The sequence below is a fragment of the Mesorhizobium sp. M5C.F.Ca.IN.020.29.1.1 genome, assembly GCF_003997375.1.
GTDB lineage: Bacteria > Pseudomonadota > Alphaproteobacteria > Rhizobiales > Rhizobiaceae > Mesorhizobium > Mesorhizobium wenxiniae.
Genome location: NZ_RZSW01000195.1, coordinates 1 through 10,496, shown reverse-complemented (window position 1 = coordinate 10,496; position 10,496 = coordinate 1). Strand labels below are relative to the sequence as shown.

Below are 10,496 nucleotides of genomic sequence, written 5' to 3'. Positions count from 1 at the left end.
CATATAGTTCATGACGCCGGTGTAGTTGGTCGTCCGCGACAGCGCCCAGCGCAAATTCTTCAAATTCTCATCCGTCGTAGCCGCGACCGTCAGCGTGTTGCGGCCGGGATTGACGTTCGGATAGTCGAACGGTTCGAGCGGCACCTGCATGACGATCTCATGGCCGCTCTGCCGCGCCGCCTGCATCCATCGGCCGATGCTGTTGCCCTGCGCCGCGAAGCCCAGGGTCACTTCGGCCGGCAGCTTGGCGATGGCCGCCTGCGTGCCGGTCTGCGACACGGCAAGCCCGCCGATGACAATCGCCACGCGCGCACCGCGTGAACCGGACCACGGCCGCGCATAGACATCGAACGGCCGCCTGCCGTCAGCGGCACGAACCGGCAATGGGCCGGTTCCGCCGGCCTCGACCAGCGCCCTGTCGGGAATATGCGCGATCCTCAGGTTTTGGCCGATCGTCGAAGGGTCGCGAATGACAATGGCCGCCCTGGGCGGACCATCGCCCGCTTCGGTCGGCAGGTTGATGATCTGCGGCCCGCCTGTCTTGGACCCGCTCGTGTTGGGTACCGCTTCCGCCTTCAATGTCGGCTCAGCGGCCGGCGCTGCGGATTCGACCACCGGTGTCGTCTTCGGCGTCGAAACGGTGACTTCTTGCGGCTTTCGAAACGGCCTTTCGCGCAGCGCAATCGCGCCGGAGACGCCGATCACGGCCAGCACCAGGAGCGTGGCCGCGACCACACCCGCGCTGATCCTGCGGGGCGCGCGCGGCGGCCGCACGGCCTGCCCGAGTGGGCGTTCGATGTCGTTGCCGATGTCAGCCAAGCCGCATCCCCAGCCGCGGTTCCCCCGAATCAAACTGCCGAGGCCTTGCGGCCCCGGCAGCATTACATCGCTTCAATCAGGCAGCCAGACCTGTTGTCCGGCTGATCGACCTTTACAGGTTCGGCACAGCCCCTACTGGTTCAGCACGGCCCTACTGGTTCAAGACGGCCTTGTCCGGATTCGGCGGGAACGCCGGATCGGTCTTCTCGCCGCGCAGCAATTGCTGGGCAAAGATGAGCTGCAGGTCGTCCTTCGGCTCCGGCGGCACATAGGCTGCCGAGCCCGAACCGGTATCGCCCTCGTCGCTGCCCTTGATGTGGCCCTTGAGGTCCGACTCGCCGCGCGTCAAATCCCTGCCCTGCAGGTCCGGCGGCAACGGCTGGTCGACCTTGATGTCGGGCGTGATGCCCTTGCCCTGGATCGACTTGCCGGACGGCGTGTAATAGAGCGCCGTCGTCAGGCGCAGCGCGCCGTTCTCGCCGAGCGGGACGATGGTCTGCACCGAACCCTTGCCGAAGGACTGCGTGCCGACCACCGTGGCGCGGCGCAGATCCTGCAGCGCGCCGGCGACGATTTCGGACGCACTGGCCGAGCCGCCATTGACGAGCACGACCAGCGGCTTGCCGTCGATGTCGTCGCCCGGCCGCGCGTCGAAGCGGGTGACGTCCTTCGGATCGCGGCCGCGCGTCGAGACGATCTCGCCACGGGTGAGGAAGGCGTCGGACACGCTCACCGCCTGGTCGAGCAACCCGCCCGGATTGAGGCGCAGATCGAGCACGTAGCCCTTGAGCTTTTCGTCCGGCACCTGCTTCTTGATGGTGTCGATGGCGTTCTCGAGGTCGTCATGCGTCTTTTCGGTGAAGGAGGTGATCTTCATGTAGCCGATGTCGTTCTCGACCCGGAACTTGACCGCTTTGACCTTGATGATGTCGCGCACCACCGTCAGTTCGATCGGCTTGTCGGCGCCCTCGCGCAGGATAGTGAGCTTGATCGGCGTGTTGACCAGCCCGCGCATCTTCTCGACCGCGTCGTTGAGGCTCAGGCCGCGAACCTCCTCACCGTCGATCTTGGCAATATAGTCGCCGGCAAGCACGCCCGCTTTGGCGGCCGGCGTATCATCGATCGGCGTGATCACCTTGACCAGGTCGTTCTCCATGGTGACTTCGATGCCGAGGCCGCCGAACTCGCCCTTGGTCTGCACGCGCATGTCCTGCGCCTCTTCGGCGTTCATATACGAGGAGTGCGGGTCGAGCGAGGTAAGCATGCCGTTGATAGCATTTTCGACCAGCGACTTGTCGTCGGGCGGCGTCACGTACTGCGCCCGCACCCGCTCGAAGATGTCACCGAAAATCGCCAGCTGCTTATAGGTCTCGGAGCCCGCAGCGTTCGCCGTCGAGCCGGGGGCGCCATAGACCAGGCTCATCGCGGATGCGCCCATCAGCGCACCGGCAAACAGAAGCGAAAGTTTCCGCATCATCTCACGTCCTTCCAGAGAAACGGTCCGCCCACCATGGGGTCGGATCGACGGGTTTTCCATCCTTGCGGAACTCAACATAGAGCTCCGGCGTGGCATTTCCATTCTTCGATGCCGAGGTGCTCGCCACCCGGGCCTCTCCCATCGCGCCGACCGGCTCTCCTGCGAGCACCGACTGGCCAGACGCGACGCTGATTCTGCTCATCCCCGCGAGAACGACATGATAGCCGTCACCCGCGTTCAGGATCAAGAGTTGACCATAGGAGCGAAAAGGTCCCGCATAAAGCACATTTCCGTCCGCTGGCGCGGTGACGATGGCTCCCGATTGTGTCGCAACCATGTCACCGAGCATCACTGCGCCGTTACCGTCGCTGGCCCCGAACCGCCGCTTGATCTTGCCGGTGACGGGCAGCGCGATCTGCCCCTGAAGCGCCGAAAACGGTGCAGCGGCGGTGAGCCGGTTGGCTTCCGGGACCGGCAGGGCCGCCAGTTCCGTCTGTGCCGGGGCCTTCTGTGCCGGAGCCGTCTGTGCCGGAGCCTTGTCGGCGTCCGCGGCCTTCTGCTCGGCTGCCTTCGCCGCGTCCGCCGCTTTGCGGGCCTTGTCGGCCTCGAGCGAGGCGATCAGTTCCTTCAGGCTGCCGGCCTTGGCCGCCAGTGCTGCGGATCGCTGCTTTTCCGCCGCCAGTGCCGTTTGCGTCTCGGCCTCGAGCTTCTGCTTGGCTTCGAGCAGCATGCCGAGCCGCTTCTTTTCCGCCGTCTGTTCGCCGACTGCCGCCGTCAGCCGCGCCCGCTCCGCCTCGATCGAAGCGGTCACCCGCGACTGCTCCTTGAGGTCCGCCAGCAATATCTCGGTCTGCTGGCGCAGTTCCGGCACCACGGCGCCGAGCAGGATGGCGCTGCGCACTGACGACAGCGCGTCCTCCGGCTTGACCAGGATAGCCGGCGGCGGATTGAGCCCCATACGCTGCAGCGCGGCCAGCACCTCGGCCAGAACGTCGCGTCTAGCGGCCAGCGAGGCGCGGATTTTCTGCTCCTCGCCCTTCAACCGTTCCAGCTTGGCACCGATGTCCTCGATGTCCTGGCCGAGCTTCTGCTCGGTCATCGCCGACTGGATCAGCGCCGCGGTGATCGAGGCATGGTCCTTCTTGACCGTCGCCATGTCGGCGGCGAGCTTGGCCAACCGCTCCGACGACAGCGTGATCTCCTTCGACACCCGTTCGTATTCGGCACGGCTCTGGTCCGGATCAGGCGCCATGTCGAGCCTGTTCTCAACCCGCGCGGCACCAAGCGACAGCATAAGCAGCGCCGCTGCCAAGCCGCAGCGTGCGCGCCAAAAGCCCGTTCGCGATTTCCAATCCTCAGACATTGAAGCCCGACTCTATGCGTGGCTTCGTTAACGAACCATCAACCATGTTCGAGAGCCCTGCCGACCACAACCAGCCTCGTGACGCATTGAGGCGAAATCCGGGCGGCTCACGCCAATCCACCGGTTTTGGGTTGGAACCTGCCCATGGATTTGCGGGCAAGGACTCACGAGCGATGATAGGGATGACCCGAAAGAATAGTGACGGCCCGGTAAAGCTGCTCGCCCAACATGACCCGGACCAGTTGGTGCGGCCATGTCAGCGCGCCGAACGACACCATCAGATCGGCCTGATCGCGCAGCGACTGGTCGTGACCGTCGGCACCGCCGATGGCGATGACGAGTGCCTTGCGGCCGCCATCACGCAACAGGCCGATGCGCCCGGCGAAATCCTCGGAGGAAAAGTTCTTGCCGCGCTCGTCGAGCAGCATCAGCGCGGTACCGGGCTGCAGCTGCGTCTGCAGCTTCTGGCCTTCTTCGCGGCGACGCTCGTTGGCGGTCTGGGCGCGGCCCTCCGGAATCTCGACGACCCCTGAGAATTCGAGCCCCACGGCCTGCCCGCTCTTGGCGAAGCGCTCGAAATACCTGTCGGCGAGCTGCTTCTCGGGGCCGGCTTTCATCCGGCCCACGGCGTGAACGGTGATTTTCATCCCTGCCTCGAAGAGCCGCTAATGCATGTCACCAAAAGTGGTCACCGGTTTTGGGAACGACATGCATCAATCAAATTCGGCTCAGTGGAGGGTCTCTTCCTCGAGGTCCGGCGCTTGCCACATCTTTTCGAGATTATAGAAGTCGCGGACTTCGGGACGGAAGACATGGACGATGATGTCGCCCGAATCGATCAGGACCCAGTCGGCGCCGGCCAGTCCCTCGACGCGCGCCGTGCCGAGCCCGGCATCCTTGAGCGCCTTGAGGAGATGATCGGCGACAGCCGAGACATGACGGTGCGATCGGCCGGACGCGATGACCATATAGTCACCGAGGCTCGATTTTCCCTGAATGTCGATTGAGACGATGTTTTCGGCCTTGGAGTCTTCCAGACTGGCAAGGACTGTCTTGATGGCGCGGGACACGGCGTCGTTTACGCTGATCCCGGCCGGCGAAGGCACGATGTCGGCCTTCTTCCACAGTGCTGTTCTCAGTGTATTTCCTTTCGCAGCAAGAACAACCAAATCACCCTTCAAAGCAGGTGACACCCCTTAGATAGGCAGAGTTGCGTTGCAGTTTCAAGACGGCAGCCCTGCTGTAGCCAACGAAGAACCGTTCTTCCGGTTCCGTAGTTGAAGAAAAAACGGAACTCTTCTCGCCTGGCCTGGGTTATCGGCGCATTGACCAACCGGATCCCCCTCATGCCTATCGACCCTCAGAACGCTCTCCTCACCGTGCAGTCCGGCCTTGCGCAGCTCAGCGCGCTGGTCGTCTCGTACGCCTTCTCGGCAATCGGCGCCGTCATCCTGCTGGTCCTCGGCTATACCGTCGCCGGTCTTGCCCAGCGCTCGATCTATGCCGGCCTCGGCCATATCCATGGCTTCGACACGACGCTGCGCCACTTCTTCTCGAGGATCGTCCGTTACGCCATACTGATCCTCGTCGTCGTCATGGTGCTCGGCCAGTTCGGCGTCCAGACGACCTCGATCATTGCCGCCATTGGTGCCATCGGCCTGGCCATCGGCCTGGCGCTGCAGGGTACGCTGCAGAACATTGCCGCCGGCATCATGCTGCTGGCGTTGCGGCCATTCCGCATCGGCGAGTATGTCGAGGTCGGCGCCATCGCCGGGACCATCGAGGAAATCGGCCTGTTCGCCACCACGTTGAGAACGGTCGACGGCGTCTACATCCTCGCCCCCAATTCGACGCTGTGGAACCAGCCTGTGCGCAACTATACACGCAACGGTGCCCGACGTGGCGACATCACGCTGACCATCGGCTCCTGGAACGACATCGATTTCGCTCAAAAGACCATGCTCGGCGTCGCCGCCGCCGACCGACGCGTCAGGCGGGAGCCGGCGCCGATTGCCTTTGTAGCGACCGTCGGCGACAGCAACGTCGCCATCACCTTGCGCTACTGGACCTCGGCTGCGGATTTCTTCGCCACCCAGATCGATCTCACCAAACGCGCCAAGCAGGCTTTCGACAGCGAAGGCGTTTCTATACCCGCGCCGCCGCCGGAAGCGCCACGGCAGGAAGCCGCCACCCGACAGTGATATGATCAATTGCCGGCGTAGGTCTCCTTGTCCGCGCGACGCTGTTCTTCGGATGGGAAAGCGAGGTCTACCGGCAGCGGTGCCTGCGCCGTCATCGGCGCGAAATTGCCGGTTTCGGCGGCGGGGACAGGTGACATCGCCACCACACGCCACAGCACGAACAGGCAAAAACCAGTGGCAATGACGATGGCCACATAGATGAAAGCCTGCGTTCCATAGATGGCGGAAAGCCCGGTCACGATGCCGGGCACGATGAAGCCGGACAGTGACCACGCAAAAAGAAGCGAACTGGACAGCGCCACCATGTCGTCCTTGCCGGCGCGGTCGGCGGCATGTGCGCTGGCCAGCGAATAGATCGATTCCGACGCGCCGGCCCAGACGACATAGATGACGACCAGCGCCGCCAGCGCACCACCATCGAAGCCGATGGCGAACAGGCCCGCCACCATGGCAAGCGCCGAAGCGGCGACCAGCACAAATCGCCTGTCGGTGCGGTCGGAAATCCATCCAAGCGGGATCTGCAGGATCAATGTGCCGACAGGCATCGCCGACAAAAGCAGTGCCACATCTGCCTGGCTGTAGCCCTTGGCCGTGGCATGGATCGGCGCGAAGCCCGAAATCGTCATCGACAGGCCGCCGACGGCAACCATGCCGGCGACGCCCACCGGCGAAATCCGCCAGGCCCGGCCAAGCGCGACCGACGCCGCCTGCGGCGGCGGTGGCTGGGCGAGCCGCGTCAGCCCAACGGGGAGGATCGACAGCGCGGTGAAGGCGATGCCGATCAAGGGCGCGTCCGCAGCCCTTATATCGATCAGCGCCAGTGTCGAATAGCCGACGCCGAGCCCGGCGACATAGGCGACGTAGAAGAAGGCCATGACCCTGCCGCGTATGGCGTTGGCGACGACGTCGTTCAGCCAGCTTTGCGCGACGATGAACAGGCCGCATATGGCAAAGCCATAGAGCGCGCGTGCCGCGATCCACGACAGCGGTTGCGGCCCGGCCCCGACGGCGGCGTTCGACAGCACGATCAGCGCCGACAGCACCATGAACGCGCGAGCATGGCCGACGCGCCGCACCAGCGGACCGGTCAAGATGCAGCCTGCCAGGCCGCCGGCCGAAAGGCCGGTGACGATCAGCCCGGCCCAGGTAGGATCGAAGCCCTCGGCGCCGAGCCGGACCGGAATATAGGCGAACATCAGTCCGTTGCCGACCGCAACCAGCGCCATCGACGCGACGATGCTGGCAATGGCGATCGCCGGGGCTGGCGGGCTGCCCTGCGCCGGATCGCGTTGGGTCTGGCTTCGCTCGAGAAACGTCATGCCCGCGCAGGATCGCCCACGGATCAGGGAAAAGCAGCCGCAAATGCGACATCAGCGGTCTTCCCTTCTCCCCTGTGGGAGAAGGTGACGCCTATCCCTTAGCCATCTTGCGGATCGCGGTCGACGACAGCGACGAGCGCGGGCCGTGGATGAACGTCCAGGCCGGCGCCTTCATCCGGGCCAGCCGCGGCGCGTCGCCTTCGTCGACACGCGCGTAATCGAAGGTCTTGGCGACAACCGACGACAGGAACGACAGCGTCGCGCCAGGGCGATCGATCACCGCGATCGGAAACGTCATCACGATTTGGCGCCAGCGCTGCCAGCGATGGAAATCGCGAAGCGAATCGGCACCCATGATCCAGACGAAGTCGACGCCCGGATTGCGCGCCTTGACCAGGGCCAGCGTGTCGGCGGTGAAGCGGACATAATGGGTTGCTTCGAAGGCGGTGACCTTGACCTTCGGGTTCCGGGCGACCTGCTCGGACAGGCGCAGCCGCTCGGCAAGCGGCGCCAGTTCCCGCGCGCTCTTGAGCGGATTGCCCGGCGTCACCATCCACCACAGCTGATCGAGCGCCAGACGTCTGAGCGCGATCTCGGCGACCAGTGCATGGCCGGCATGCGGCGGGTTGAACGAACCGCCGAACAGCCCGACGGCCAAGCCTTTTCCGGCATGTGGCATCTTCAGATAGTGGGAGGAGACGGCGGGCTCGGAAGATGACAGCATCGCGCTAGGCGCCCCCCTCTGACACGAGTAGCGCCCTCAGGCTCTAACGGCAAATAACGTCAAGGCCGCACCTGTCCCGTCCCGCGCACGCGGTACTTGAACGAGGTCAGTTGCTCGACACCGACCGGGCCGCGCGCGTGCATCTTGCCGGTGGCGATGCCGATCTCGGCGCCCATGCCGAATTCGCCGCCATCGGCGAATTGCGTCGAGGCATTGTGCAGAAGGATCGCCGAATCGATCTCATTGAAGAAACGTTCGACCGCGTCGGCATCCTCGGCGACGATCGCCTCGGTGTGGTGCGATGAAAAATTCTCGATATGGTCGATCGCGCCGACAACGCCGTCGACCAGTTTTACCGCGATGATAGAATCGAGATATTCGGTCACCCAGTCGGCGTCGCTCGCCGGTTTGGCGTCAGCAAAAACTTTCAGCACCTCGGCGTCGGCATGGATTTCGCACCCTGCCGCGCGCAACGCGTCGAGGATCGGCACCAGATGGGTGGAGGCAACAGCGCGGTCGACCAGCAGCGTCTCGGCAGCGCCGCAGACGCCGGTGCGCCGCATCTTGGCGTTGACCGCAATCCTGACCGCCATCTCGAGCTTGGCCGAGCGGTCGATGTAGAGATGACAGATGCCTTCGAGATGAGCGAAGACCGGCACCCGCGCCTCGTTCTGGACGCGTTCGACCAGGTTCTTGCCGCCGCGCGGAATGATGACGTCGATATTGCCGGAAAGCCCCTTCAGCATCTCGCCGACGGCGGCACGGTCGGCGGTCGGCACCAGCTGGATGGCATCCTCCGGCAGCTTGGCCGCCTTCAGCCCTTCGACCAGGCAGGCATGGATAGCCGCCGAGGAGTTGAGCGAGTCCGAGCCGCCGCGCAGGATCACCGGATTGCCGGCCTTGAGGCACAGCGCGCCGGCATCGGCCGTCACGTTCGGCCGGCTCTCGTAGATAACGCCGACCACGCCGAGCGGCGTGCGCACGCGCTCAATATGCAGGCCGTTCGGCCGGTCCCATTCGGCAATGACATCGCCGACCGGATCGCGCAATTCGGCGATTTCGCGGATCCCGGTGGCCATGGTGCGGATGCGCGCCGGGTCGAGCTTCAGCCGGTCCATTGACGCCGCCGACAGCCCGGACTCCCCGCCATTCCTGATGTCGATGGCATTGGCATCGAGAATGTCGCGCTCGCGGCGAAGGATCGCCTGCGCCATGGCGATCAACGCGGCGTGCTTGCGCTCGGCTGTGGCGACGGCCAGCGGTCGCGCGGCGGCCCGCGCGCGGCGGCCGATATCGGCCATCAGCGCGGCGTTGTCGTCCCGGGATTTTTCATGCAGCTTCAGCATGGCTCATCCTCCGCTGGTTACTTGGTCACCGGCCCATACTTGGTCTGCGGGACGGCTCACCACAAGGTCGTCGCGGTGGATCATCGCCGATCGCGCCTCGTAGCCGAGCACCGTTTCGATCTCCGCCGTCTTCAACCCTGCGATCCTTACGGCATCGGCGGCATCGTATGCAACCAGTCCGCGCGCGATCTCGCGGCCTTCGGGCGACAGGATCGCCACCGTATCGCCGCGCGAGAAATTGCCGCTGACCAGTTTGACGCCGGCCGGCAACAGCGACTTGCCCGACAGCAGCGCACCGATGGCGCCGGCATCGACGGTCAGCCGGCCAGCCGGTTCGAGCTGCCCGGCGATCCACGTCTTGTAGCCTTTGACCGGATTGGCGCTCGGCCGGAAGAACGTCGCCCGCTCGCCACGCTCGATCGCCAGCAGCGACGACAACCGCGTACCTGATGTGATGATCATGGCGGTGCCGGCGGCGGTGGCAATCTTGCCGGCGTCGAGCTTGGTGCGCATGCCGCCGCGCGAAAGCTCAGAAGCGGCCGCACCTGCCATCGCCTCGATCTCGGGGGTGATGCGGTCAACGACCGGAATAAACCGGGCTTGCGGGTCGCGCGCCGGCGGCGCGGTGTAGAGCCCGTCAATGTCCGAAAGCAGCACCAGCAGATCCGCGCTCATCATCGTCGCCACCCGCGCGGCCAGCCGGTCATTGTCGCCATAGCGGATTTCGGAGGTCGCCACCGTGTCGTTCTCGTTGATGACCGGCACCGCCTTCATCTTCAGCAGCGTCGAGATCGTCGCCCGCGCGTTGAGATAGCGGCGCCGCTCTTCAGTGTCGCCGAGCGTCAGGAGGATCTGGCCGGATTTCAGGCCGCCCTTGCCGAGCGCATCCGACCAGGCGCCGGCCAGCGCGATCTGCCCGACGGCCGCCGCCGCCTGGCTCTCCTCGAGCTTCAGTGCCCGCTTGCCGAGGCCCAAAATGGTGCGGCCAAGCGCGATGGCGCCGGACGACACGACGAGGATCTCGGCGCCACCTTTGGCCAGCACGGCGATGTCGTCAGCAAGCGAGGCCAGCCAGTCGCGCTTCAGGCCCGTCGTGCGGTCGACAAGCAGCGCCGAGCCGATCTTGACGGTAATACGCCGGTATTTTCTCAGCGACTGCGCGTCCATCGCTATCTCCAGCGCGTCTCGACCGGAGCGGCGACAGCGTCGCGTGCCTCGGCCACCACCCCCATCAGCGCGCGCAGCAC

General features: G+C 64.9%; 10 protein-coding genes. 1 reads left to right on the top strand and 9 read right to left on the bottom strand.

Annotated elements, in window-relative coordinates:
* From EOA85_RS17130 to rsfS, 5 genes are all read right to left on the bottom strand, one after another.
* Positions 1 to 819 (bottom strand): divergent polysaccharide deacetylase family protein (locus tag EOA85_RS17130; protein ID WP_127210511.1); only part of this gene is annotated, 819 nt, incomplete at its 3' end.
* A gap of 151 nt (positions 820 to 970) precedes the next feature.
* Positions 971 to 2,296 carry a S41 family peptidase gene (locus tag EOA85_RS17125; RefSeq protein ID WP_065011203.1) on the bottom strand — a complete coding sequence of 442 codons (1,326 nt, stop codon included), beginning with the start codon at positions 2,294 to 2,296 and terminating at the stop codon, positions 971 to 973.
* Between the two features lies 1 nt (position 2,297).
* Positions 2,298 to 3,659 carry a murein hydrolase activator EnvC gene (locus tag EOA85_RS17120; RefSeq protein WP_127210510.1) on the bottom strand — a complete coding sequence of 454 codons (1,362 nt, stop codon included), beginning with the start codon at positions 3,657 to 3,659 and terminating at the stop codon, positions 2,298 to 2,300.
* Between the two features lie 164 nt (positions 3,660 to 3,823).
* Positions 3,824 to 4,306, bottom strand: coding sequence for a 23S rRNA (pseudouridine(1915)-N(3))-methyltransferase RlmH (rlmH, locus tag EOA85_RS17115; RefSeq protein ID WP_127210509.1), 483 nt, complete (start codon positions 4,304 to 4,306; stop codon positions 3,824 to 3,826).
* 81 nt (positions 4,307 to 4,387) lie between these two features.
* Positions 4,388 to 4,765 (bottom strand): ribosome silencing factor, encoded by a 378-nt coding sequence (gene rsfS, locus EOA85_RS17110; protein WP_023800052.1) that lies wholly within the window; start codon positions 4,763 to 4,765, stop codon positions 4,388 to 4,390.
* A gap of 240 nt (positions 4,766 to 5,005) precedes the next feature.
* Here rsfS and EOA85_RS17105 point away from each other — a divergent pair, with 240 nt between their 5' ends.
* Positions 5,006 to 5,860: a mechanosensitive ion channel family protein gene (locus tag EOA85_RS17105; protein WP_127210508.1), complete on the top strand. Its 855-nt coding sequence runs from the start codon at positions 5,006 to 5,008 to the stop codon at positions 5,858 to 5,860.
* Between the two features lie 5 nt (positions 5,861 to 5,865).
* On the opposite strand, the gene EOA85_RS17100 is transcribed toward EOA85_RS17105, so the two are convergent.
* The 4 genes from EOA85_RS17100 to proB all read right to left on the bottom strand — a co-directional run bounded on the left by EOA85_RS17100 (position 5,866) and on the right by proB (position 10,416).
* Positions 5,866 to 7,179, bottom strand: a complete 1,314-nt coding sequence (locus tag EOA85_RS17100; RefSeq protein WP_127210507.1) for an MFS transporter — start codon at positions 7,177 to 7,179, stop codon at positions 5,866 to 5,868.
* 91 nt (positions 7,180 to 7,270) lie between these two features.
* Entirely contained in the window at positions 7,271 to 7,903 is a 633-nt protein-coding gene (locus EOA85_RS17095; RefSeq protein WP_245485831.1) for a nicotinate-nucleotide adenylyltransferase, read from the bottom strand.
* Positions 7,904 to 7,962: 59 nt separating this feature from the next.
* On the bottom strand, positions 7,963 to 9,249 hold the full coding sequence (locus EOA85_RS17090) for a glutamate-5-semialdehyde dehydrogenase (protein ID WP_127210506.1): 1,287 nt from the start codon (positions 9,247 to 9,249) through the stop codon (positions 7,963 to 7,965).
* Positions 9,250 to 9,252: 3 nt separating this feature from the next.
* Entirely contained in the window at positions 9,253 to 10,416 is a 1,164-nt protein-coding gene (gene proB / locus EOA85_RS17085) for a glutamate 5-kinase (RefSeq protein ID WP_127210505.1), read from the bottom strand.
* Positions 10,417 to 10,496: the final 80 nt, after the last annotated feature.

Excerpts from the sequence above, each read along its gene's own strand:
- EOA85_RS17125 (WP_065011203.1), bottom strand. The coding sequence starts at position 2,296 with ATGATGCGGAAACTTTCGCTTCTGTTTGCCGGTGCGCTGATGGGCGCA.
- EOA85_RS17120 (WP_127210510.1), bottom strand. The coding sequence starts at position 3,659 with ATGTCTGAGGATTGGAAATCGCGAACGGGCTTTTGGCGCGCACGCTGC.
- rlmH (WP_127210509.1), bottom strand. The coding sequence starts at position 4,306 with ATGAAAATCACCGTTCACGCCGTGGGCCGGATGAAAGCCGGCCCCGAG.
- EOA85_RS17105 (WP_127210508.1), top strand. The coding sequence starts at position 5,006 with ATGCCTATCGACCCTCAGAACGCTCTCCTCACCGTGCAGTCCGGCCTT.
- EOA85_RS17100 (WP_127210507.1), bottom strand. The coding sequence starts at position 7,179 with ATGACGTTTCTCGAGCGAAGCCAGACCCAACGCGATCCGGCGCAGGGC.
- EOA85_RS17095 (WP_245485831.1), bottom strand. The coding sequence starts at position 7,903 with ATGCTGTCATCTTCCGAGCCCGCCGTCTCCTCCCACTATCTGAAGATG.
- EOA85_RS17090 (WP_127210506.1), bottom strand. The coding sequence starts at position 9,249 with ATGCTGAAGCTGCATGAAAAATCCCGGGACGACAACGCCGCGCTGATG.
- proB (WP_127210505.1), bottom strand. The coding sequence starts at position 10,416 with ATGGACGCGCAGTCGCTGAGAAAATACCGGCGTATTACCGTCAAGATC.